Source organism: Salinisphaera sp. T5B8 (assembly GCF_040361255.1).
In the GTDB taxonomy this organism is placed as follows: domain Bacteria; phylum Pseudomonadota; class Gammaproteobacteria; order Nevskiales; family Salinisphaeraceae; genus Salinisphaera.
This window is the reverse complement of record NZ_APNG01000004.1, coordinates 191826-215717: the sequence shown is the minus strand read 5'-3', so window position 1 is coordinate 215717 and position 23892 is coordinate 191826. Positions and strand designations below refer to the sequence as shown.

At 56.6% G+C, this 23892-nt stretch carries 16 protein-coding genes and 2 tRNA genes; all 18 read right to left on the bottom strand.

Annotated elements, in window-relative coordinates; translation table 11 throughout:
* Positions 1-14: 14 nt before the first annotated feature.
* Positions 15-650 carry a retron system putative HNH endonuclease gene (locus tag T5B8_RS05460; RefSeq protein ID WP_353176920.1) on the bottom strand — a complete coding sequence of 212 codons (636 nt, stop codon included), beginning with the start codon at positions 648-650 and terminating at the stop codon, positions 15-17.
* Entirely contained in the window at positions 647-1927 is a 1281-nt protein-coding gene (locus T5B8_RS05455) for an AAA family ATPase (protein WP_353176918.1), read from the bottom strand. Before T5B8_RS05455 ends, T5B8_RS05460 begins: the two co-directional genes overlap by 4 nt.
* Positions 1928-1937: 10 nt before the next feature.
* On the bottom strand, positions 1938-5426 hold the full coding sequence (gene pglX / locus T5B8_RS05450) for a BREX-1 system adenine-specific DNA-methyltransferase PglX (RefSeq protein ID WP_353176916.1): 3489 nt from the start codon (positions 5424-5426) through the stop codon (positions 1938-1940).
* A gap of 5 nt (positions 5427-5431) precedes the next feature.
* Positions 5432-6811 (bottom strand): DNA-processing protein DprA, encoded by a 1380-nt coding sequence (locus T5B8_RS05445; protein WP_159177829.1) that lies wholly within the window; start codon positions 6809-6811, stop codon positions 5432-5434.
* A 3-nt stretch (positions 6812-6814) separates the two neighbouring features.
* Positions 6815-8911, bottom strand: a complete 2097-nt coding sequence (locus tag T5B8_RS05440; protein WP_159177830.1) for a RecQ family ATP-dependent DNA helicase — start codon at positions 8909-8911, stop codon at positions 6815-6817.
* Between the two features lie 141 nt (positions 8912-9052).
* Complete coding sequence (locus T5B8_RS05435) at positions 9053-10723, bottom strand: ATP-binding protein (protein WP_353176913.1); 1671 nt, start codon at positions 10721-10723, stop codon at positions 9053-9055.
* Positions 10724-10763: 40 nt separating this feature from the next.
* The gene (gene brxC / locus T5B8_RS05430; protein WP_353176912.1) at positions 10764-14345 is read right to left on the bottom strand and encodes a BREX system P-loop protein BrxC; all 3582 of its coding nucleotides are present in this window, start codon (positions 14343-14345) and stop codon (positions 10764-10766) included.
* A 43-nt stretch (positions 14346-14388) separates the two neighbouring features.
* A complete protein-coding gene (locus T5B8_RS05425; RefSeq protein ID WP_353176987.1) occupies positions 14389-14979 on the bottom strand; it encodes a DUF1788 domain-containing protein in 591 nt (196 codons plus the stop codon).
* Positions 14980-14996: 17 nt separating this feature from the next.
* A complete protein-coding gene (locus T5B8_RS05420; protein ID WP_353176910.1) occupies positions 14997-15614 on the bottom strand; it encodes a DUF1819 family protein in 618 nt (205 codons plus the stop codon).
* A 772-nt stretch (positions 15615-16386) separates the two neighbouring features.
* Positions 16387-16848, bottom strand: coding sequence for a hypothetical protein (locus tag T5B8_RS05415; protein ID WP_353176909.1), 462 nt, complete (start codon positions 16846-16848; stop codon positions 16387-16389).
* Positions 16849-17012: 164 nt separating this feature from the next.
* A tRNA-Arg gene (locus tag T5B8_RS05410) sits at positions 17013-17089 on the bottom strand.
* 14 nt (positions 17090-17103) lie between these two features.
* Positions 17104-17196 (bottom strand) — tRNA-Ser (locus tag T5B8_RS05405).
* A 168-nt stretch (positions 17197-17364) separates the two neighbouring features.
* On the bottom strand, positions 17365-17544 hold the full coding sequence (locus T5B8_RS05400; protein WP_353176907.1) for a carbon storage regulator: 180 nt from the start codon (positions 17542-17544) through the stop codon (positions 17365-17367).
* A gap of 9 nt (positions 17545-17553) precedes the next feature.
* The gene (locus T5B8_RS05395) at positions 17554-18828 is read right to left on the bottom strand and encodes an aspartate kinase (RefSeq protein WP_353176905.1); all 1275 of its coding nucleotides are present in this window, start codon (positions 18826-18828) and stop codon (positions 17554-17556) included.
* A gap of 62 nt (positions 18829-18890) precedes the next feature.
* Positions 18891-21503, bottom strand: coding sequence for an alanine--tRNA ligase (gene alaS, locus T5B8_RS05390; protein WP_353176985.1), 2613 nt, complete (start codon positions 21501-21503; stop codon positions 18891-18893).
* 92 nt (positions 21504-21595) lie between these two features.
* Positions 21596-21895: an MTH1187 family thiamine-binding protein gene (locus T5B8_RS05385; protein WP_353176903.1), complete on the bottom strand. Its 300-nt coding sequence runs from the start codon at positions 21893-21895 to the stop codon at positions 21596-21598.
* 373 nt (positions 21896-22268) lie between these two features.
* Complete coding sequence (locus T5B8_RS05380; RefSeq protein ID WP_353176901.1) at positions 22269-22748, bottom strand: regulatory protein RecX; 480 nt, start codon at positions 22746-22748, stop codon at positions 22269-22271.
* Positions 22749-22778: 30 nt separating this feature from the next.
* Entirely contained in the window at positions 22779-23864 is a 1086-nt protein-coding gene (gene recA / locus T5B8_RS05375) for a recombinase RecA (protein WP_353176899.1), read from the bottom strand.
* Positions 23865-23892 lie beyond the last annotated feature (28 nt).

The following is a 23892-nucleotide window of genomic DNA, read 5'->3' as shown; positions in this document are numbered from 1 at the left end:
GAAAATTCGATTACTCATGCGACGGCATAGTCCCCAAACAGGTATTTGATGGTGGTCCAGAACTCACCGAAACGGCCGTCTGCTCCCATGGTTAAGTAGCCCGACACGAACTGGCCCAGCTCATCATGGGTCAAGCTATCATCCAAGAAAGGCTCAATTGCGCCAGCTCGCAAGTCATTCAGCTTGGGCAGGTCCAGGCCCAGTCGGGTGATGGTTTCACGGGCCGCCCGATCATGCTGATCAGCAGGCTTAATCAGACCGTCACCTTCGAAACTGAATCGATTTTCGCAGTCTGGATCCAGTGGCGATATCAACAGCTCGGGGTCAAACCAGTCGCATTTGAGGTTACCGCAGTGGCGGGGCTCACCCTTTCTGATCTGGTTTTGGCAGGAACACAAAAGATTGCGGTAATCCAACGGATCCACAGCCGGGTCACTCTGGGGCTGGAAGTGTTCTATGTGGGAATCGCCCTCGGCCAACCGGCGTTCACAATAGCAGCAGATGTAACCCTGCTCCTGCATCAACGTTCCCTTTACCGAGGCTTTTAGATCACCGCTCAGGTCACCATAAGTGGGCTGCCAGTCTTCATTGGCCAGATCCTTCCATTGCGTAAAAGCTTCAGGTTCATGACGCTTCTCCACATACTTCATCGGCCAATCAGCTCCTTTCGTTTGATCAGCACCTTGGCTTTCACCAGTTCCGGGTCTTCACCAATGTCTCTTTCCAATTCAGCAATGCCTTCTCTGGCAGTATCGAGATCGCCATCATCGATTTGCCCGTAAATAGCTCGAAGAGCGTTTTCCACCTGGTTCGGGCGTGTGGTCTCAAGGCCCATCAGATCCTCAAGTACCCTATCCGCCGTCTTACCATAAGATTCACTCGGGCGAACAACCTCCAATTCTCCGGAATCTTTCATGTTCAGAAGGAACAGTTTCTCCGGTTTCACATGGGTGATTACATGTGGTGAATGTGTGGAGATAAAGAACTGACAGTTCGGGAAAACCGCCCTCAAACTGGGCACCACCAAGCGCTGCCATTTGGGATGCAGGTGCAGATCAATTTCATCGATCATCACAATCCCGTCACCCAGCAGCGGATCCTTTCGCTCCGGGTTGGCTATGGCCATTCGCCTGGCAAGGTCGCCAACCATGGCCATCAAACATTTTTCGCCATCAGAAAGTTGGTTTACCGTGAGCCGCTGGCCTTTCTTCGTTACCTCCATCCGCAGCGGTTGGCGCCTTACGGTTAGGTTTTGGAAGTCCGGCATAAAAATCTCAAGGGCCCGCCGCACCGCCGTTAGCTGAGGATCCGGGAATTCGAAATCCTCCGGCTTGATCAAATCGTCCTGATACTTGCGGTTTTCGTTTTCAAGATCTTCCCGCTCCCGGAACCATTCAAAGAAAGTACGGAAGTTTGCGCCACTGGTAAGCGACTCCTCGTAAGCAGAAAGCAGCCCGAACTGATGCTTTTCTCGGATACGCAGTGGAATATCCAACACAGCGCGATTCACCGGGTAGTAGGCAAACAAGGGTATGTTTACCTTCCCGTTATGCTCGGTGATGCCGGCCTGAATACCCTTGGCTGTTTCGGATGCAGAGATCAGAACAGAGGCCAGGTCCTTTTTGCTGTACCCCTTACGCACCTTCGCCAAGTTCCAGCCGAAGTAAGTACCCTCATCACACAGCTGAATGGCCAAATTTGCGGAGGATTCGCCATTTTTGATGTCGGATTCGGCAATCGGCCTGCCAGACGCACCCGCATGCTTAATCCGGTTCGCTAACCAGGAGAGCATGATGGCTGAGGCATCCAGAATGCTGGACTTACCGGCGCCATTCATGCCGACAAACACATTAAGCTTGTCATCCAGATCCAGCGGTAGATCTTGAGCTCCACGAAAACGCTGCAAGGTTAGTTTGTTGATATGCATGCCTGTGCTCCTAGCCAGTGAGGCCGGTAATCTTCTTTAAGGCTTCGCCGAATTTCGGATAATTGGCTTTCACCCCGTCATCGAGATCGATTTCCTTCTGCTCCGTCGCTAACGGGTAAAGCACATCCCGTTCGTAGTCATCCAATTCGACGAGAATTTTGTTGATCTTCTCGATCTCTTTCAGGGCCTTGGTCTTATCACCCTGGGAGGCCCCGGCACTGATACTGACGGCTTCCAGATGGTTCTTCCGGGCTTGCAGCTTTTCATCTTTGAAATCGCGCAAATACTCCAGCACCGTCCCTACGGTGTGAGGCTGGTAGCGGTGCATATAGATCAGCGCGTTGAATGAGCCCTTGGGAGAGGAGAACAGCCAGTATATGGGGCGTTTCTTATAACGGCGCACGTGGTCGTTGTAGAAGTCCTTCAGGAAGTACTTGCGGATGTCCTTACCCAGTGCCTGCTCGACAAAGCGAAGGTTCTCCTCGTAGTGCTCTTCGCCAAAGGCAATACGCAGGAATTCACGGAAGCGCTCGGTGATGTCATCGGTGAACCAGTCGCCATCGAGCATAGGAATGACATTGTCATCGTCCGCCGGGAAGCTCGGCTCCGGAACCCGCTTCAGATAGTCCTCTATGGTCTCTCCCTGATTGGCCAGGATCAGCCCCGGCTCTTCCAGTGCATAGCGACCGAGCATACAACCTACAGCGTAAGAGACCAGATCGCGCATGGTGTCGGCCAGCAGCAGCGCCTCCAGTTCCTCCTCACTTTTGTTGTTGCCGTAACGATAGTGGGGATTGCAGGTCAGAGTAATCTCTTCCAGAGGTACATCTGGTGTCAGCTCATCCTGCAGGCTGTAGGCTTCAATAAAGATGCCGTTGTTCTCTTCTTCTAACCGCTGCATCTCCTGCGTCATTTCCCGCCAGAGTGTGCGAATCTTCTTGTATGTAGATTGCAGAGCTACATCGCGAAAATCAGGATCCAGTAGTGGTAGGCTGGTGAAATCCCATGCGGGTTCAAACGAATCCCAATCTTGCTTGGTTAAATCGACAGTTCTTTTTGCTATGAAATTAGCTTTTTCAGAAAAGACTTTCTCAAGCTTTAGAAATGGAAGTTCTGATACAACGCCTGAGGTTACATTTAATGTTGCACCACGAACCTTCAAAAGCTCCCGGATAATTTTTGAATTCATTTGATTGATTGTCTTGAAAACGTTGTTTCCAAAAAGGCTCGGGGCCGCGCTGACAAAACCATACCCCTCTGGACGCCACCGAAAGCTCGTCATACCTGAGCCAATAAGTCCCCAAGCAACGGCCTCCCTGAACAAGTAACTCAGGTTCTGAGGCCGTGATCGTAAAGAGCCATCTGGATTTCGGTAATTCTTGATGCGGTAGCCATCATCTTCCCAGTCCATAAGAAAGTCTGGTCCCATATACCACTTCCGAAAATCTCCTGCTTTATCAGTCAGTATCCAGCGTTTATCTCTACCAATATTTTCGGAGGGAACTTCCCAGCACATCTTCATGAAAACATCGTCATTACGGGTGCCGACGCCCTCCTTCACGTCGAAAACATTTTTTAGAATTGGGTTTTCATAAAGCGCAAGAAAATTATCGCTTAGCCAATAAGCAATAGGGCTTCCAGGAATCTTATTAAACTCATTAGCTGATGCGCGATAGAACCACCCGCAACCTGGATTCTGAATAGCCTCCAACGCTTTGGGGCCTTGGTTTTCGGAACCTCGAAAATCGGAAAGCCGTACATACCCACCTCTGTACTGAGGATGGTGCGCGTTCTCAGCTGTGAAAGTGCAGATAGGCACCGTTGCGCCGTCAAAGCCTGAATACTCTAATTGTACCAGTGAAGTAATGGTTTTCTGATTGACCAAAAAATCACGCAATCTCTCGTAGGATGAGATAAACATCCACACAAATGGCGACATAAGGCCGAGTTGGCCTTTGGGCAGTGTTAGTTCCGTGTTGCGGACAATGAAGGCAGAAAACAAATCCGATTTCACGTCCTTGTAGTTATCCTTAAGCCAAGCTGCTAGCCGACCGTTCATCCCCTTTCCACCCATATACGGCGGATTCGCAATCACCACATGGTATTTCGGGCTCAGGTAATCGGCCTGCCGCAGTGCTTTCAAAACTCTTAGGTGTGTTTCATTTAGAAATAACTGCCCGGAAATATCTTTGGCCACCAAGGTTCGGCGTATTTCTTCTGTACCGGTGACTTCCGGGCGGATCAGAGAGCCGAAGTTATCGGCCTCTTCAAATTGCTGGAGCATGGTTTTCAGCTGCTTACTTAACAGGTCGCGCCCGACAAAGTCCATGTATTCATCTAGTTCTCCTTCTTCGAAATGCAAATTCTCCAAAACACAGATTTTGGGCTGCACAGGCTTTCGGAAGAAACGCCGCTGTTTGCCCCGTGCCTTCATGGTCAGCGCGAAGGCTGCCAACTCACCAGCACGCTCGTCGATCTCGATGCCGTAGAGGTTATGAGTCAGAATCTTCACAGGAATATCGGCAGGCTCGTAGCCTTCCTCCTCATAAATGGCATAAAGCAAATCGAAGGCATAAGTCAGCATGTGTCCCGACCCACAGGCAGGGTCACAGATCTTGATCTGTTCCGGGCTACTGATACGCAGGAAGTCGGTCTCGAGCTGCTCTTCACCATCCGCCACAGGCGCTGGCTTGAGGTAGTAATCCATCTGCTCGATCAAGCCAGAGTCGGGACGGTTGAGCATCCAGAGGCGTCCCAGCGAGTTTTCCACCAAATAGCGGACAATCCAGTGCGGCGTGAACAGCTGAGTCGCCGCCGGGATATTCTCGGGAGCAACCTTCTTGTTCTTCTTGAGATCAGCAAATACCTGGTCTTTCTTCTCGGAGATATAGAACTGATACAGCCAGCCGATCACCTCGACATCTTCACAGGCATCCGGCGTCATGGCTTCGCGGGTATAGGCCAGGATCGAGTTGCCTGAGAGCAAATCATCCGGCATCAAAAGTTCGGTGTAATCGTCAATGCGCTCGAACAGGAACGGCATCGCGATGTACCAATAGTTACAGGCGCCTACGACCAGTAGGCGATAGGCTTCTCCTTGGGGATCCTGACTGGGTGTCTTTCCATCCAGCAGGGCGAAGATCTTTTGGCGGGTTGGCTCCGGCACCATTTCTTCATCGATATGGCCCATTTTGGCATCCGCCAGGATCTCGGGCTGGAACTGCCCCTCGGCGGGCGAGACCACGCCAATGCGGTTATATCGGTTCACGTCCATAAACCGCAGGGCTACGAGCCGGTTAAACCAGATATACGCCACCCGCTCGACAACCTGCTCTTTACCCTGCTCGGCTATCGCCTCTTCCAGCTTTTTAATCGCCTGTGGCCTTTCTCGCCGAGCGGGACTCTCTTCAGCCAATACCAGCTTGAGCTTGGCTGTGACCTGTTCGAGGAGGCTGCGACGAGCGAATTGGGCGAACTTTTTAAGTTTTGCGGTTTCCATGGAGACTACTGATCCTCGAACATCTTGCGCTGATTGTCTTCCACCCACTGATACCGAACCGGGCGATTTAACTTGGTCACCTTGTCATCCGCGACAGCCTGTTTTAACCATTCGTTAAGCTGGGTTTTGTGAAGCTGTGTAGTTTCCAGCAATTCATCAATGGTTTTTGGTGAGCCTGTTTCATTTCTAAGCAGCAGGAGAAAGTGGTCGTACAAGGAAAGCTGCGTAAGAGCTGTTTTTTCTTCGCATTGGTCACTCGAAACAGGCGAAGGTGTTGCGTGTTCCTGCTTTGGTGAAGGCTTGGAAGCGTCTTCAGCAGTCTCTTTGGCAACCTCATCCGACGCCACTTCGTTTTCTTCTTGTTGACCCGTATCAGCCAGAGGTTCGTTTATAATCACCTCGAGCACGGTTTCTGTCTGGTTTTGAGCAAATAAATCAGCACCCTGATCTGCAGATGAATCTGCGGTTCGCAGCAAGTGGTCAAGGTCGATTTCAGCGAGATTTTCAGGTAGCCATTTAGCGCCTTTTTGCACCAGTGTGGCATTGCCGGCCTCCGGGTCGTCGGTAGGCTTGATCCACATAGGTACCCAGTTGTGCTTTATGTTTTCTAGCACCCCGTTCCAGGTTCCACCTGAGGTTCCGGAATGCACGGCAATAGCCGCATCCGACAGGCAATAGATGTACTTGTTGCGCTGCATGGCATTGCCGGCATTGAAGCCGGCCTCGGGATAAAAAGGCGAGAGCAGAACCAGGTTGTTCGCCATCAGGTACTTTCTGTACTTTACGGAGGTAGCGACGCGCAGCAGGTCATTGGCGAGAATCCCAATTGCCGTACCTTCAGACTCAAGGGCACCCAGCATGGCGGCTTCATCGACGCCTTTTGCACCGCCGGATACGACAGATCGCCCATCGTTTGCGGACTTAGCTCCCATATCGCGGCTAAACTGAAGATCCGCATCAGAGGTCTTACGGGAGCCGATGACAGCAATGCCACCCTGGCTCAGGAGATTGCGGTTGCCGCATCCGAAAAAGACAGGGGGTGCATCATTGCCTAGGCGTGCTTTAAGACGTTTGGGGTAATCACTGTCTGAGCGCGTCAACACCCATAAGCCGGAGCGGGTCCATTTTTCCATCGCCATTGCCAGGGCGGACCCACGATTGAGCAGGGTTTGAACGCGGTCAGATGTAATCTTGGTGTCTGTCCATCCCGCCAGTTTTTGACTGAGGTCTCCAGTCAAGAGGTCCTCGGGGTACATCCCCTGGTTCTTCAACCAGAAGGCAAAACGCCCCCACTCTTTATTCGTGAGGGGCTTTGCTTCTGAGCTTGTTGACCTGGAAAAGTAGGCGGTCAGTAACAGGATTGCCTGTGTTTTAGCAGCGAGCATTCGTCAATCCCCCGTTGCAGAAGAAGCAAGAGCGACCGGATAGACTTCGCCACTGCCTTGTTGCCGAAGTAAGGCTGCCAGAACGGTCATGGTCCAACCGGAATCGACGACATCGTCCACCAATAGGACTGGGCCGGAAGGGAGGCCTGCATCAACCGCGAACACTCCATCCAGGTTGCTGCACTGGTGATAGCGGTTGTTCTGTAGTTTTTGTGGTTCGTTATCCTGCACTTTGGAGATTACCGGATGGAATGGCAGACCCAGTTTATTCGCCAGCCGCCGCGCAAACTCCGGCACCAATTCGGGGTGCTTGAGCGAGGGTACGCAGGTGACCCACTCAGGCCGTGGCGTTGGCTGCCAACGCTGCTGAATCATTTCCGCCATGGCGTCCACTAATTCATCCCGGAAATAGCCCCCATGTTTGTCCTGTTCGACGAAACCGCCCCATGCTGCGTCAGCCCACCGACTAAGTACTCTGCCTTCCTGCGCTCTGAGGTTTTGTGGCAGGTTCCCTCGCAATCCGTATTGCGGAAACCCATTGGCGGCCACTTGAACCTTGGGTTTGAAAACGAATTCTGAGTGGCGAAGGAACTGCGCTGCAGCAATGACTCTTTGGCGATCGGGCGAGGCACTGACCAGCGGCGCACCAAGACAGTTAGCGCACTTGCCACAGGGTTGCGCCTCCGGGTCATCAAGAGACCTTCGCAGATATTCCATCAAGCAGCCCGAAGTTGTCGTGTACTCCTGGATTTCTTGCCACTCCTGCTCTCGCATGTTCGTGAGCCGCTGGACTTGGTCATGATCTAGCTGGTAAGCAACCGGTGTTCTTGTCCATTGGCTGCCCGCTTTGTATACAGGCGCAGGGTTCTCCACGCTCAGAAATTTAAGGACTTTTTCGATTTGCCCTTTACGCATATTCAAGTGTTCTTCCAGTTTCGGTACAGATAAGCCATCACTGTCTTCGAGAACGGAAAGCACCTGGTTAATCTGGGGCTGATTCGGAAATGCGGAGCGACGGAAAAAGTCGTGAATACGCTCATCCTCCGCCCCTGAAAGCAGAATGCCGAGAGACTCGTCAATACCGCGTCCGGCCCGGCCTACTTGCTGGTAATAGGATACGATTGAGCCCGGTGTTTGGTAGTGAATAACGAAGTGAAGATCGGGTTTGTCGTAACCCATGCCCAATGCCGTCGTGGCTACAAGCACCTTCAGCTGATTGTTGAGCAGCAGATCTTCCAGATGCTCCCGGTACTGATCGGAGTTCTCGAAATCAGAATGCTCAATGCCGCTGTAGTAGGCCTTGGCATCAATTCCCTGACTCAACAGCCAGCTTTTTACCTGTTCTGCATCTCGCTTTGTAAGCACATAGACGATTCCAGCCCCCTGCAGAGTCGGTATTGTTTCTGACAGCCAGGCGAGACGACTTGCCTGATCTGCAAGGACAATGTTTTGAAGGGACAAGCTATCGCGAACCAAAGGGCCGCGGAGCACCTCAATATCACCCAACTGATCAACAACATCTGTGATGACCCGATCATTGGCTGTGGCCGTTGTACCTAATACCGGCATGTTGGGGGGCATCTGGCGCAAAATATTGAGCAGGCGACGATAATCCGGTCTAAAGTCGTGCCCCCAGTCCGAGATACAGTGCGCTTCATCCACAACCAATAACCCTACGTTATCCAGAATAGGATGGAGCGCTTGCTCAACAAACTGCTCGTTGGCCAGCTTTTCCGGTGAGATCAACAAACAATCCACCTGGTTTGTATGTACCTGCTGGATCAATGCTTCCGCTTGATCACGGTTGGTAGAGTTGATGGTGATCGCGTGAATACCCAGTCTTCGAGCTGATTCAATCTGATTACGCATCAAGGCCAGCAAAGGCGAGACAATGATGGTGGGCCCATAGCCCTGATCACGCATGATTCGGGTCGCTATGAAATAGACAGAGCTTTTGCCCCACCCGGTTCGTTGAACCACCAGTAGCTTTTGGCGCTGATTTACCAAAGCATCAATGGCTTCCCATTGGCCACTACGGAAGCTTGCGGCTGCGTTTCCCACCGCAGTACGCAGCAATGCTTCAGCATCGGTTCTGTTCATACGTCATCCTTATGTAGCGTTGGGAAGTCAATTCGCTCAAATATCACTATGGGGCTCGGCTCCAAACTATGGTGCTGACAGCACGAAAATACGCGCACCGCTCGTATCTGCTCGTATTTTTCGTGCGCCGCACGTATTTTATCAGCTTCGCTCATATCGGGTCCCCTTGCCCTGGCCTAACGGGCGTATCACGCCCTTGTCTTTCAAGCGGTTGAGCAGCCGAGTGGCCTGGAAAGGGCTGATATGGCACAGATCAGCGGCATCCGCTCGTTTGATGCTGCCGTGGGTATCGATGAAATTCAGCACCATCTGCTCTTGCTGGATAGGATCAAACCCTGCCTGGCGTACATAGGCGGCCTTTTGCCCCGCTCCTTGATATACCTTGGCGCTCAGGGTGTAGGTGCGGCCCTTGCCGGTGCCGTGGGCTTCCACCATGCCGGCTTCCACCAGTTTCTCCAGGGTGCCCCGGACCACGGTTTCCGGCTTCTGTACCGACTTGGCCAGGTCTGCCGTTCTTAAACGCCGCTCATTGCGCAGCCGGGACAGGATAATCAGGCTGTCGATGGGCATGGCGGCGCCGGTCTGTTCCTCGCGCTCGACGATCATGCGCAGGAATTCGGCGTCTGCGTCTGCCGCGCTCATGCGCACGGAGACGGTATGTGCGGACGACATGGAGTAGTCGGGGGCGGTACGCCCGTAGCGGAGCATGCCCTCGAAGATCCGGTCGATGCCCCGGCCAGTGCGTTCGGCAAGGCCGATGCGCTTGATAATGTCAGCCAGCAAGGGGTTACGGGAGCGAGGGTCGGCCACCAGCAGGTTGTCCAGGTTGACGCCTTCCACAAATCCACCGGGATTGCTGATGCTCAGGCCGTCGTCGTCCAGTTTGACGTGTACGGCGCCCAGGGCGCTGTAGTCGCGGTGAACCAGGGCGTTTACGAAAGCTTCCCGGAAGGCCCGGCGGTCGAAGTTGGGGATGGGCACGCGAAACAGGCCGACTTGAATTTCCTCTTCCTCCACTCGGGCGCGGAAGAGCACCTCGACCTCTTCGAAGGTCTCCAGCAGCGGTTTGCGGTAGAACTCATTGACCAGCACATCGGTTCCGCGCAGCACCTGGAACGCTACCTCGTGGGAGGGCAGGTGCTGTCGGAGCTGCATGTCGTTCCCCAACAGCAGCAGCCCTGCCACGGTGGGGTGACGCTGGCCTCCCACGTTCACGGTCAGCCCCAGGGCGCCGTCCAGCTCATCGTCCGCCAGGGGCGTCAGGCTCTGGTCGCCGCCGTATTTCTTGATGGCGTTGCGGATGCGGATGCGCTGAATCGGGTCCAGGTCTTCAACCGCCAGGTTTTCCAGCGGCAAGGCAGAGGGGTCCGTTACTCCCAGGCTGGACTGGCGCTGAACAAACTCATGGGGGTAGAAGGGCACGGCCTCCGGAGTGCCGTCCATTCTCAGGCGCCGACGTTGCAGCAGGCCATCCGAGGTCGACACCAGCTGCCGGGACTTGGGCACCTGGATCCTGGCAATAGGTTGCCCCTCCAGCTCCAGGGCCTCAACGCGCACGGCCAGCGAGGGGATGGTCTTATTGGCAATCAGTGCGGGCAGGCCGGCGAGGTTGCGGTGGTTGGCATGCAGCCCGGTCGGGGTGCCATCGTCTTCAACGCCCAGGAAAAGGTCGCCGCCCTCGGTGTTGGCCAGGGCCACCACCGCGGCTACCAGATCCCGGTCCGGCAGGCTCTTGACGTCGCTCTTGAATTCGACGGCAAGGTTTTCGCCGCCGCGAATGAGCGCCTGGATTTCCTGTTCGGCTTCGTGCATGGCTATCCCCAACTTTGACCGATTAGACGGTTCGGCACGCTTAGATCTGGACCTTGCGCCCTTGCTGGACTTCAACCAGCAGGGCCTCGCGCAAGGCATTCAGGTACCGGTCCACATCCCGCTCGTCGGCCAACCAGGCCTTGTCGAACGCGACACGGAGGTTGCGGGTGTGAACATAGTCGGCGGGCGATTCCTTGACCTCGTGAGACTGCCCCTTATTCTCGTCCTCGTCCTGGCTACCCTGAGGCTGCTGGGAGTCGTCTGCCGGTGCTGATTTTTGATTGGCCAGCGCCACCATTTTGCCCAGCAGCTTCTGGTAGCCCTCTTCTTCAAAGTACCGGGTACGGTCCTTGATCACGGCAATCAGGCGCTCCTGCCCGATGTAGTCGACCAGATCCCGGAACGGTTTGTTGAGCTCATCCTGGCGTGGTCCCGGCAGGGACTGATATTCGTCCATACTTTGCATGCGTTCCTGCATGGTCTTCAGGGAGGTTTCTGCCTGAGCTCGGGTTTGCTGCACTTTCTCGTCGATGCGCTCCTGCAGGCTATCCAGTTGGCCCTTGAGCTGCTGAATGCGATTCCCTTTGTAGCAGTTGGGGTCGTTCAGGATGGTGCGGATCTGCTCGATCTCGTCCCCGGACACATAGATGAAGTTGGGCTCCTGGCTCTGCAGGAAGGACCGAGCCTGGTTGTAGATGTCTTTTTGTGAACCGCCCATAAACTTGCGGATGGGGTCGATGACATCCTCTTTCAGGTCCAGCAGCTGGTCTTCCTGCTTGCCCAATTCCGTCAGGTGCCAGGTGTAGGGCTTTCCGGCGACCTCTTTCAGCGTCACCAGGGCAGGTTTCAAGGCATTGAGAAACGGGTACTGATCGACCTGCGCTATCCGCCGATCCAGGTCGTGGTACATGTCCTGGAAGGCTTCGCCGGCCTCTTTACCCAGGGCCTTGGCTTCGCTGCTGCGGGGCGGGCAGTCGAAGAAGTCCTCGTAGAACGACTTGAGGGCTCGGACCTGAGAGGCGGTGAACTCAATCTGTGGTTCCAGCACCACGTTGCCGTGGCCGTGAGTGTTACGCAGGGCGCGCTCCAACTCGCTGTCCTCCAGGATGTTACCGTCGAGACGAACCTCCACCTTGCCACGGGCACAAAGGTTGGCCAGCGTGCAGAGAATCGCGGCGTAATACCAGCCGTAGGGTTTGCGTTCGAACTTTTCCAGCAGGCTCTTGAGGGTGGTGCGGACACCGCCCCGATTGTTGCTCTGAATGAATGCCAGCACCTCTTGCTCGGATTCCGCCAGGGCCGTGGCGTCATTACCGAAAAGGCCATCGTCTGTGCGGTTGAGGCAATTGCTGATGTCGTTTTCCGTGTAGGAAACGCCGCGCAACATGCGGAGGTTGGGGTAAGCCCGTGAAATCAGCTCATGGAAGCCCCGAATAATGCGGGTCTGGGGGTCCTCATTCGCCACTTCCACATCGGCGCCGCCAATGAGCAACTTGGACTTGCCAATGAGGGTCTGAACCTGCTGCCGGAGCCTGGCCTCGCGCTCACGGTTCTGGAAGCCCTTATCATTCAAGATCCGCTTGACGGCTTCCTGCTGGGTAACGGAGATATTCTGCTTGATGTACTTCTCGGTGCGCTTGAACATGAGCAAATCGCGCACCAGGCGCTCGTCCGACGGCATGAGCACGAACAGCTCGTCCGCCTTGTAGGTCGACGCTGTGCGCAGCATCTGCTCGTTGTCGGTATGCTCGTGGAACGGGCTGATGACATTAATGGAGAGCTCGTATTCACGCCCATGCAGGCGATCATCCAGTTTGCGCGAATAGGAGTAGTCCTGCCCCTGATTCTGGGAGGAGCCGGCGTCATAACGGATCTTGCGTTGCTTGATGACAAAGTCGAAAACGATCTTTTCCAGCTCGTCCGCGACGTCCGATGACTCGACCTCTGTGTTCTTGATTTCCTGCTCGACGTCCTTTTCCTCGTCCGTCAGGTACTCGTATTGATCCCCATTGCGCTGAATGTAGGTCTGCTGCTCCAGAAGGCTCAGAGCTTCCTCGACCTCAGTGCGAAGTGCCGGCAGATCCTGATCGAAGGCATCCAGCATCAGCACGCAAAGGTTGCGCACCGTGGGCTTGAATTCCTTGACGTATTTGACCAGGAACAGGGCCTTCAGCAACCGGATAGCGAAGGCATTATCGAGGTGGTTTTCGGCCTGAATAATCGCCCGCTGTATTTGTGATTTCAGTGCGGAGCGGATGCCTTCAAACATCAGGTCAAAGGTGGCCAGTTGGCCCACCTCATGGTTGCCGATGTGGATGGCGACCTGCTGGAAAACCCCTAGCATGGAGCGTTCACCGACGGAACTGTGTTTACCCTCGAAGGCGTTGTGCTGTGACAGGTTCTGGATCGCCGATTGAAACAGCGCGAACTGGTAGGGGACGAAGGGGTAGCTGTGGATGAAGTGATCCCTGTCCCGGAAGTTCCGGTAGGTGGCCGATCCATCCGCGAAGTCAAAGAGGGTTTTGAAGTTGTTCGCCTGTGCGTGGTAGACGTCCGACAGCTGATTGACGCCTTCTTCGGTCTTGGCCAGCAGGCGCTTCTGGATGACTTCCGCCACGTCCGCGCTGGACAGCTTCATGCGGTTATTGAACCGTGCCTGAATTTTCGAGAAGTCGTGGCCCTGCTGCTTGCCCATTTCGCCCACAACGTCTTTCATCTCTTCCTGGGCGGTGACGATAATCCAGGCCCGGCCCCGACACTTGGTGGCGAGGCTCTCGGCAATGGTTTGCAGGTTGGTCATCAGCTTTGTGTTGTCGGCAATGTACTGGCCGACCTCGTCCACAAAGAAGTTCAGACGGAACTCTTTGTGACCTCCCTCTTTCGCCTGCTTCTCGATGAAGGCATTCACATTGTCCGCGAAGTCTTCGATTGAGACCCGGTATTCGCTGCGGTACTTGTCGAGAATGCCCGCTGCCGTCTGCGGGTCGCCGCCGGTCACTGCGGCGTAGGCTTTGGCGATATTTGGGCCTTCCAGAAGGGCTTGCTCCCGTCCTTTATGCCAGGGGCGACCGGCGATGGCCTCGTACTCGGCTTTGAACTGTTTGTACAGGCCACGGCCGTCCAGATCGCGCTCAAACTGGGCGATGTGCCCTTGTTTGCCGTAGTAGCCGCACATTTCGTCAAAGACTTTAACGAACACGGCCAGAAGCGCATCGATCTGGGTTTTGCTGATGACATCGGCTTTCTGATCGATGTTGAACAGAATGCTCTTCGCCGGAATTGAGACAGCTCGCTTCAGGTCGCCCCGGAGAATTTCATTCTCGCTGCACTTGGGAAGGAAAAGGTCCAGTGTTGAAGCACCATCCATCTCCCGGTTTTCAAGCAGAAGGGCCAGCATCTTGAGCAGGTGAGACTTACCCGAGCCGAAGAAGCCGGAGACCCATACACCGTTCGCCCCTTCATAGTTGTTGTAAGCGTCCAGGAACTCTTCGAGGCGCTTTTCGACTTCGTTGGTCAGTACGTATTCTTCAATTTCGAGGCGAAGACTGGCTTCATCGTCGGCTTTGATAACGCCTTCAATGGGTCGGTCAACGGGCTTTAGAAAAATGTTCTTCAATGTCATTGCACTTTCCCTTAATGATTACGCCTCGAATCGTGTCGTCCGCTCAGGCTTCGTAATGAAAGATGTTGAACGCACGGTAGTACTTGTCGTCATGCAACCTGCCGAACAGGTCCAGGGATGCTCCGGTTTCCAGGGAGTGGGTGTAAGATCCCGGGAAAAACATCACCGTTGGCTGATCTTTGGCGGTGCTTTGTAAGTTGTTGAGCACGTTATGGGAGCGTATGTAAGGGAAGACCTCGCCCACCCCTGACAGAAACAGCACGTCGAATTCCACGGATTGGAGCTTCGCCGCGATGGCGGGTACCAAGTGTGCTTCCGGGTCCAGCACTCCCTGTAACAGTTCTTTCAGCTGATCCTTTGAGACCGTGGGTTCGAGCTCCAATACCTGGTCCCAGATGTCTCTTTGTTTCAAAATATCGACGGCCAGGTCATACAGATTGATGCTCAGGATCCGGATGCCCGCCTGCTCCAGTCGGTTAACCAGCTGCCGCTGAAGACGCTCTATTTCGACCGCCTCTTCAGGCCGGTGGGGGCAGATGAAGAAAGGCACTTCATTACCCAGTCCCTGTTTGTTCAGGAATCGCTGGCCCGAAACCACACTGAACAGGTGCTGCAGTCGCTCCTGCATCGGCATTTTGGCAATGTCCTTACTCAAGCTGACATCCCCCTGATATCGGATTCATAGACTGGGAAGTAAAAAAACTCGTCAGGATTGTTCTGACGCAGCAACTCAATCAAGCTGGGGCTTAGCAGTATTGCGTTTATGGTTTTGTCCTTAGCTAACAACTCTGCCTCCCGCAGCATTCTGAACAGGACCTGCCGCAATTTATCGCGCGTTGAGGCGCTGGCATTATCCAGTTCGTCATGCCATTCCGATTTACGGTTATAGAAGGCATCGAAATCCTCAAAGCTGAGATCCAGCTTCATCGCTACAAACCGTTCGTGAAGTACCTCCACTGCAAAGTCCGCGATAAAGCGGTACAGGCGGCACACCGCAACCCACAGGAGGTGTGCCTGGTCCTGGTGGCTTGCCTCGGCCAGGAAAGTTAGTTCGCTTTCGCCCAACGTCTTCAGGCGTGCAATCGCCTCTCTACAGGTGCGCTTTGCCGTGCTTTCCGTTCTGGCCTGCAACAGGTTGTCACGCAGCGCTTGAGCACGCACCGCATCCCAGTCTTGGAGCGACAGGTACAGCTCGGCCAGCTTCACCGATTCGCGGTGATACAGGCTGCCGGACGTGAAGGAGATGCGATACCTGCCCCGGGTGGTCATTCGGAGTTCTCATCGTTGCTTTGCGTTTCGCCGGCTCTGCCGGCTTTGACCCACGCATCCACGTCGACCTTATCGAACTTCCAAGATCGCTTCATACGGCTGGGACAGTTTGCGTCTGTTTTGTCAATCCCGTTCATTCTGTGAGAAATCACCTGGCCCGGAAATGCGGTAGACCACCCGCCAGCCTTTCGTTGGATTCATTGAACGCGCATGACGAAAGCAGATGCGAATGGCCTGCCTCTGACAGGATAGCCAAGCGAAAACCGTCGGTCCTGATTGCGGGGCGAAACTGGAAGGGCCGGGTAACGCGATGTCGATGGAGATCTACGATGCGATGCGGCTCGAAGGTGAAGGTCACCTTCGCGCGTCGCGGTTCGAGCGCAGCCCTGAACGGCAAACCTACGCCAACGGTTGTAGACCTGAGACGTTCAAGTCGCGTATTGTGAATAAATCGGTGAGTTTAAACACCGAGGCGTACATACCATACCCTTTGACGGCGGCTCAGTATGTTCTCCTTCGCAATCGACTGTAAACCGCTACTCAATCCGTTACTTATAACTTAAACGCCACGATAACGGTGTCCGATAACAACCAGTTATCAGACCGCGCATTACGGCGACGGTCCGGTGCACAATAGATATCCGCTTCGAAAGGTCGCTGCTTTCCCCGCCGAGAACAGCGCGCCAACCTCGCGCTTGTCCCAACGTGTTTGTCCATACGCCACCGCTCCTGAAAGCGACAGGTCAACGGATTCTCTTTGCCTGTCTCTCGGTCATTGAAGCCCCGAATACTCTAGCATCACACCCTCATTATCCAGCCGGATATAGGCCCGCTTCCCACGCCGCCCCACACCCAGAAAAACCGCTTCCCGCGAATTGATTTCGAGCAGCCTCAGCCGATGACCGTCGCCATCAACATGGGTCACCTCTTCGCCACCCGTCTCGCTGATGTCGTGATCGATCAGGAACTGCTCGTTCAGCTCCTGCACCCGCGCCGCACGCAGGCGCTTGGGTCGAATAAACAGCCCGTGCACACCGCCTAATGGCGAGACCACGGCTAGCGATGCAACCAAGTAGACGCCAACTTTCGCGTCGCCTGATTGCCCGGCCGCCTGCGTGATATCGGACGGCGCCGAGCCGACATCGAAAAGAACAGCCAAGATCGCGCCCACGATCACTAGGAAAAGAAAGGCGCCGACCAGGCACAGGAGCAGGTTTCCCAAAAGCGTACACACAAACCACGCAATCCCCGTAGGGCACAACGCAGTTAATTGCGTGTTCGAACGTTAGACGCTGGTTGCCACGCTGTAGAGGGCGATATAGCGCGGTGAAAGCTGTAAATAGCGACCAGCACATAAAAAAAGGGGTTGGACGCTCAATGCGTCCAACCCCTTTCAAGTGGCGGGCCCGGGAAGATTCGAACTCCCGACCTTGCGGTTCGTAGCCGCACGCTCTATCCAACTGAGCTACGGGCCCTTGACTGGTTGTCATGGCGGAGAGGGAGGGATTCGAACCCTCGAAGGGGCTATAAACCCCTTACTCCCTTAGCAGGGGAGCGCCTTCAGCCACTCGGCCACCTCTCCAAAAATCGTTGTCCTGCGAAACGCAATCGCCGTTCTAAAAAGCCGTTTGCGTCGACTGTTCGACAAACCGACTTACCGGAGTAGCGGCCTTGCGAAAACGAACTCTCATTCGTTCAAGGCCGCGAATAATACCCGGCTAAGCCTTGCGGGTAAACCCCTTATTCCACTTCATTTCATATCGTCTGTCGATTCGCCGCTCTCGTACGCCGAGTCGATGCTCTCAACGCGCACACCCCGCGGGGCTTCGACGGCGATGCGCACTCGCTCGCCGTCGCTATCGAGCACCCGTACTTCGATTTCGTCGCCGATCTGTACGCCCTCACCGGCGCGACGTTCGAAGATCAGCACGGGTGCTATCTAGCCCTGTTCCGCGCTCGGCGTGAGCTCGCTTTCCACCTTCTTGGGCTCTTCGTCGAGCTCGAATTCATCGTGCAGCGCGCGTACCGCCAGTTCCAGGTACTTGGTTTCAATCACGATCGAGATCTTGATCTCGGTGGTCGAAATCATGCGCAGGTTGATGTTCTCGCTGGCCAGGGCCTTGAACATGCGCGCGGCGACATTGGCGTGCGAACGCATGCCCACGCCCACCAGCGATACCTTGGCGATGCCGGCCTGGCCCGAGACTTCACGCGCGCCCAGATCCTTGGCGGCTTTCTCGAGCAGCTCCTTGGCCGCATCGAAATCGCGCGTATGCACGGTAAAGGTGAAGTCGGTGAGCGTGTAGTCGCTGGACGAGTCGCCCGACACGTTCTGAAGAATCATGTCGACTTCGATATTGGCCTCGCCGATCGGGCCGAGCAGCGCGTAGGCAATGCCGGGCTTGTCGGGCACGCCGAGTACGGTGAGCTGGGCTTCGTCCTTGGTGAAGGCGATGCCGGAGATGATCGGTTCTTCCACTTGTTTCTCCAATGTAATGAGCGTGCCGGGGCCGTCGTCGAAGGTGGAGAGCACGCGCAGGGGCACGCCGTACTTGCCGGCGAACTCGACCGCGCGAATCTGCAGCACCTTGGAGCCGAGGCTGGCCATTTCCAGCATTTCTTCGAAGGTGATCTGTTCGAGACGACGCGCGCCGGATACCACGCGCGGATCGGTGGTGTAGACACCGTCCACGTCGGTATAGATCTGGCATTCGTCCGCATCCAGCGCAGCCGCCAGGGCGACGGCCGTCGTATCCGAACCGCCGCGGCCCAGGGTCGATATTTCGTTGGACTCGGTAATACCCTGAAAACCGGCGACCACCGCTACATCGCCCTCGTCCAGGGCGCTGCGCAGGTTGGCGGGCTCGATTTTCTGGATACGCGCCTTGGAGTGCGCGTCGTCCGAGAGGATCGGCACCTGCCAGCCGGTAAACGAACGCGCCGAGACGCCGGCATGGCGCAGGGCCATCGACAACAGCGCGATAGTGACCTGCTCGCCGGTGGACAGCAGCACATCCATTTCGCGCGGTACCGGCCGGCCGTCAAGCTCCTCGGCCAGGCCCTGCAGGCGATCGGTTTCGCCGCCCATGGCTGAAACCACCACCACGACTTCGTCGCCGTTGTCGCGATAGCCTTTGATCTTTTCGGCGATACGCTTGATCTTGTCGACCGTGCCGACGGAGGAACCGCCGTATTTCTGGACAATGAGTGCCATGAATCCCGTTTTCCTTGTCGGGCGCGCAATCACGCCTGTCGTGAATCTTGGTACGCCTAAGCTTACCCGAGTCGCTGCTCGATCCAAGCGTAGACACTTTCCAGCGCTTCATCGAGCTTGCTCGCGTCGCTGCCGCCCGCCTGAGCCATATCGGGGCGCCCCCCGCCCTTGCCGCCGACCTGTTCGGCCACGAAATTGACCAGATCGCCCGCGGGCACTGTCTTGCTCTGATTCTTGGCCACACCGGCAATCAGGGCCACCTTGCCGTCGCTGGCCGCACCCAGGACCACCACCGCGTTCTCGAGCTTGTTCTTGAGTGCGTCCACGGTATCGCGCAGTACCTTGCGATCGGCGCCGTCCATACGCCGGATGACGACCTGGGCGCCGCCAATCTCGCGAGCGGCATCGGCCAGATCATCGCCCTGGCTGGCGGCAAGCTTCTGGTTGGCCTGGTCGAGCTGTTTTTCCAGCCTGGCCACACGCTCGAGCATGCGATCGAGCTTGTCTTCGAGCTCGGTGGGCGCAGCCTTGAGACGCGAGGCCACCCGAATCTCGCGGGCCATCGTGTCCTGTACCCATTTGAGCGCATGCGCGCCGGTCACGGCCTCCAGGCGGCGCACGCCCGCGGCCACACCGCGCTCTTCGGTGATCTTGACCAGGCCGATCGCGCCGCTGGCCGGCACATGGGTGCCGCCACACAGCTCCACCGAGTAATCGCCAAAACGCACAACGCGTACTTCATCGCCGTATTTCTCGCCGAAGAAGGCCAACGCGCCTTCAGCAATGGCCTCGTCGTAGCTGCGGGTATAGAACTGGCCCTGAATATTTTCGCGTACGCGCGCATTCACCTGGGCTTCGATATCGGCCAGCGTCTCGGGCGTGACGGATTCGAAGTGCGCGAAGTCGAAACGCAGCCGATCGGGCGCGACCATCGAGCCTTTCTGGCGTACATGCGTACCCAGCGTTTCACGCAGCGCGGCATGCAACAGATGGGTGGCGGTGTGATTGAGCTCGATATCCTGACGGCGGCCGGTATCCACCTGGGCATCCACCACCAGGCCGGCGGCGAATTCGCCGGATTCGACCCGGCCGAAGTGCAGGAACACACCATTCTGTTTCTGTGTATCCGTGACCACGAAACGCGCGCCCTCGGCGTCGATCACGCCGTGGTCGCCCAGCTGACCGCCGGATTCGCCGTAGAACGGGGTGCGATCGAGTACGACCACGCCCTCGTCACCCGCGCTCAGGCGTTCCACCGGTTGTTCGTTCTGCACCAGGCTGACCACCTGGGCATTGCCTCGGGTTTCAGTATAGCCGATGAATTCGGTAGGCGACTGCACGTCGATCTTGGCGTGATAGTCGGCACCGAACTGGCTGGCTGCCCGTGCGCGCTCGCGCTGGGCCGACATTTCGGCGTCGAAGCCGCGCGTATCCAGGGTCAAACCGCGTTCGCGCGCGACGTCGTTGGTCAGATCGACCGGGAAGCCGTAGGTATCGTAGAGCTTGAATACCGTCTCGCCGGGGATTTCGGTACCGCTCATCGCGCCGATGGCGTCTTCGAGAATACGCAGGCCCTGGGCGAGCGTGAGCGCGAAGCGTTGTTCTTCCTGCTCGACCACGCGCTCGATCTGGGCCTTCGCCTCGGCCAGCTCGGGAAAGGCCTCGCCCATGAGTTCGACCAGCGGCCCGACCAGCTTGTAGAAGAACGTGCCGGTCGCGCCCAGCTTGTGACCATGGCGAATCGCACGCCGCATGATCCGGCGCAGCACGTAGCCGCGGCCTTCGTTGGACGGCATGACGCCATCGGTAATCAGAAATGCGGTGGCCCGGATATGATCGGCCACCACCTTGAGCGACGCCTGGTGTGCGGGCTCGGCCTCGTCGGCATCGATACCCACGGCATCCGCGGCGGCGGCGATCAGCGTCTGGAAAACATCGATACCGTAATTGTCATGCGTGCCCTGCATGACCGCGGCAATACGCTCCAGGCCCATGCCGGTATCGATCGACGGGCGCGGCAGATCGACCATCGTGCCGTCCGGCTGGCGGTCGTACTGCATGAACACGAGGTTCCAGATCTCGACAAAGCGATCGCCATCTTCTTCGGGCGTACCCGGCGGGCCACCGGCAATATGATCGCCGTGGTCATAGAAGATCTCCGAACAGGGCCCGCAGGGGCCGGTATCGCCCATCTGCCAGAAATTGTCCTTGGCGCCGATACGCGAAAAACTCTGCTCGGACACGCCAATTTCATCGAGCCAGATACGCGCGGCTTCCTCGTCTTCCTCGTAGACGGTCACCCACAGTTTGTCCTTGGGCAGGCCGAGTTCGACGGTGAGAAATTCCCAGGCGAAATGAATGGCTTCGCGCTTGAAATAATCGCCGAAGCTGAAATTGCCCAGCATCTCGAAAAACGTGTGATGGCGCGCGGTATAGCCGACGTTCTCGAGATCGTTGTGCTTGCCGCCGGCACGCACACAGCGCTGCGACGACACCGCACGGCTGTAGTCGCGCTTGTCGCGGCCCAGAAATACATCCTTGAACGGCACCATGCCGGCATTGGTGAACAGCAGGGTCGGGTCGGAGGCCGGGACCAGGCTGCTCGAGGCGACGAATCGATGCTTGTGCCGTTCGAAATATTCGACGAAACGCGCACGCAACGCGTTGGTGGACATCATGGGCAGGCGCCTCTTACGAAATCAGCGGGAAGCAAATAGCGCGATAGTTTAACAGAGCCTTTCCGCCTGCCCTACCGCTGAATGCCTTGTCAGTCAGCCTGCTGGCGCAGGCTATCGAGCTTGTCCTGATTGCTTTGTTCGCGGTCGCTGCGACTGCCCAGCTTGATGGTGGTGAACACCCGCGGCGCGCCTAGATCGTGAATTGCCTGATGGCACTGCTTGAACGCGGCGAACACATCGTCCCAATCGCCTTCCACATTGGTGCCGTAGGCATGCGCGACCGGATTCAGACCGGCGTTGTCGAGAATCGGCTGACAGGCGGCGATAAAACGCGATACGGACACACCCGCGCCCATGGGAATGACACAGATTTCGGCGGTGATTTTCATGAGGCACTCCCCGGCGGCAACGCTTGGGCTGACAAGTTACCTGTTGACTATGCATGAACCGCGGGTGGCTATGCACAAGCAAGCAGGTTGTCCGCAAATGAACGCGAAGACCCGCGAATAAGGCGAAAGACAGATCGCGCCAGGCCACTTGGCTTGCTGTTCGCGCGGCATGCTCAACGGTTTACCTAAAAAGTGCTGGCTCGTATTCGCGTTTATTGGCGTTCATTCGCGGACCGGTTTGCTTGATGAAACAGGACCGAACGAAGCTGATCGCTGGCAACCTGCCCGGTCTGCTGCGGATGCGGCCTGCCGGCATTTGCGCGTGGTCACGCATGCCTTGGCACCGGCAGGCCGGGCGTCGACGCCCGGCCGTTCAATCGTCAAAGGCTGCGTTGAGCATGTCCATATCGAAGCCGCGGCGTTGAAGAAAACGCATCTGCTTGGCCTTGGCGGGAAAATCCTCGGGCTGGGCCGCGCCGAAGCGTTTGGCGCGTACTTCCTCGGCGAGCGTGTTCCAGTCGGTTTCGCTGTCGGCGAGTGCGCGTTCGATCTCGGCGTCGTCGATCTGTACCGCCGCCAATTCCGCGCGGATGCGCACCGGGCCGATGCCGCGAGCCGCACGCGACGACACCATGGCATCGGCATAGCGGCTCGACGACAACAGCCCGTCGTCGATCAGTTCGTCCAGCACTGAATCGATCTGATCGCGCTCGTGACCGCGCTTGGACAGCTTGGCCGCCAGTTCCGCCGGCGCATGCTCGCGCCGTGCGAGCATATCCATCGCCCGTTTTCGGATTGCGAGCCGCTCGGCCTCGGGGTCGAGCGGCTCGTCGCTATCGGTTGGCTGGCTCATCGCTTTGTCGCTGCGTGAACCGGAAAGCCGCTAGCCTTTCTTGCCGCCCTGGGCCGAACCCAGCAGATCGTCTGCGGCTTCGCCTTCGGCAGCGTCGGCCTCGGGTTGTTCGTCCTTCTTCTTGCGCTTGGGCGCGAGCAGCTTTTCGCGCAGTGCGTTTTCGAGCTGCTGGGCGATTTCCGGGTTTTCCTTGAGGAAGTTGCGGGCATTGTCCTTGCCCTGACCGACACGATCGCCGTTGTAGGAATACCAGGAGCCGGCTTTTTCGATGAGGTTGTTGGCCACGCCCAGGTCGATGATTTCGCCTTCGCGGGAGCTGCCCTCGCCGTAGAGGATTTCGAATTCGGCCTTGCGAAACGGTGGCGCCATCTTGTTCTTGACCACCTTCACCCGGGTTTCGTTGCCGATGACCTCGTCGCCTTTCTTGATCGCGCCGATACGGCGGATATCCAGGCGTACCGAAGCATAGAACTTGAGCGCGTTACCGCCGGTAGTGGTTTCGGGGCTGCCGAACATCACGCCGATCTTCATACGGATCTGGTTGATAAACATCACCGTGGTACCGGTACGCTTGATGTTCGCAGTGAGCTTGCGCAGTGCCTGGCTCATCAGGCGCGCCTGCAGACCGACATGGGAGTCGCCCATTTCGCCTTCGATTTCCGCCTTGGGCGTGAGCGCTGCCACCGAGTCGACCACCACAATATCCACGGCCGCCGAACGCACCAGCATGTCCGCGATCTCGAGCGCTTGCTCGCCGGTATCGGGCTGCGAAATCAGCAGGTTTTCGATATCCACGCCGAGCGCTTCGGCATAGGTCGGGTCCAGCGCGTGCTCGGCGTCGATGAACGCGGCCGTGCCGCCGGCCTTCTGGCATTCGGCGATCGCCTGTAGCGTAAGCGTCGTCTTGCCCGACGATTCCGGGCCGTAGATTTCGACCACGCGACCGCGCGGATAACCGCCGATACCCAGCGCGATATCCAGGGTGAGCGAACCGCTGGAGATGGACGGGATATTGCTGGTGTCCTGGTCGCCCATCCGCATGACCGAGCCCTTGCCGAACTGGCGCTCGATCTGGCTCAGCGCAGCGGCCAGTGCTTTTTTACGATCTTCGTCCATAATTCTCGTCGCTTTGTCGTTCGTGGAT

What these genes read in the sequence shown, in the direction of transcription:
- T5B8_RS05460 (WP_353176920.1), bottom strand. Translation starts at nt 650, where the DNA reads ATGAAGTATGTGGAGAAGCGTCATGAACCTGAAGCTTTTACGCAATGG.
- T5B8_RS05455 (WP_353176918.1), bottom strand. Translation starts at nt 1,927, where the DNA reads ATGCATATCAACAAACTAACCTTGCAGCGTTTTCGTGGAGCTCAAGAT.
- pglX (WP_353176916.1), bottom strand. Translation starts at nt 5,426, where the DNA reads ATGGAAACCGCAAAACTTAAAAAGTTCGCCCAATTCGCTCGTCGCAGC.
- T5B8_RS05445 (WP_159177829.1), bottom strand. Translation starts at nt 6,811, where the DNA reads ATGCTCGCTGCTAAAACACAGGCAATCCTGTTACTGACCGCCTACTTT.
- T5B8_RS05440 (WP_159177830.1), bottom strand. Translation starts at nt 8,911, where the DNA reads ATGAACAGAACCGATGCTGAAGCATTGCTGCGTACTGCGGTGGGAAAC.
- T5B8_RS05435 (WP_353176913.1), bottom strand. Translation starts at nt 10,723, where the DNA reads ATGCACGAAGCCGAACAGGAAATCCAGGCGCTCATTCGCGGCGGCGAA.
- brxC (WP_353176912.1), bottom strand. Translation starts at nt 14,345, where the DNA reads ATGACATTGAAGAACATTTTTCTAAAGCCCGTTGACCGACCCATTGAA.
- T5B8_RS05425 (WP_353176987.1), bottom strand. Translation starts at nt 14,979, where the DNA reads ATGCCGATGCAGGAGCGACTGCAGCACCTGTTCAGTGTGGTTTCGGGC.
- T5B8_RS05420 (WP_353176910.1), bottom strand. Translation starts at nt 15,614, where the DNA reads ATGACCACCCGGGGCAGGTATCGCATCTCCTTCACGTCCGGCAGCCTG.
- T5B8_RS05395 (WP_353176905.1), bottom strand. Translation starts at nt 18,828, where the DNA reads ATGGCACTCATTGTCCAGAAATACGGCGGTTCCTCCGTCGGCACGGTC.
- alaS (WP_353176985.1), bottom strand. Translation starts at nt 21,503, where the DNA reads ATGTCCACCAACGCGTTGCGTGCGCGTTTCGTCGAATATTTCGAACGG.
- T5B8_RS05385 (WP_353176903.1), bottom strand. Translation starts at nt 21,895, where the DNA reads ATGAAAATCACCGCCGAAATCTGTGTCATTCCCATGGGCGCGGGTGTG.
- T5B8_RS05380 (WP_353176901.1), bottom strand. Translation starts at nt 22,748, where the DNA reads ATGAGCCAGCCAACCGATAGCGACGAGCCGCTCGACCCCGAGGCCGAG.
- recA (WP_353176899.1), bottom strand. Translation starts at nt 23,864, where the DNA reads ATGGACGAAGATCGTAAAAAAGCACTGGCCGCTGCGCTGAGCCAGATC.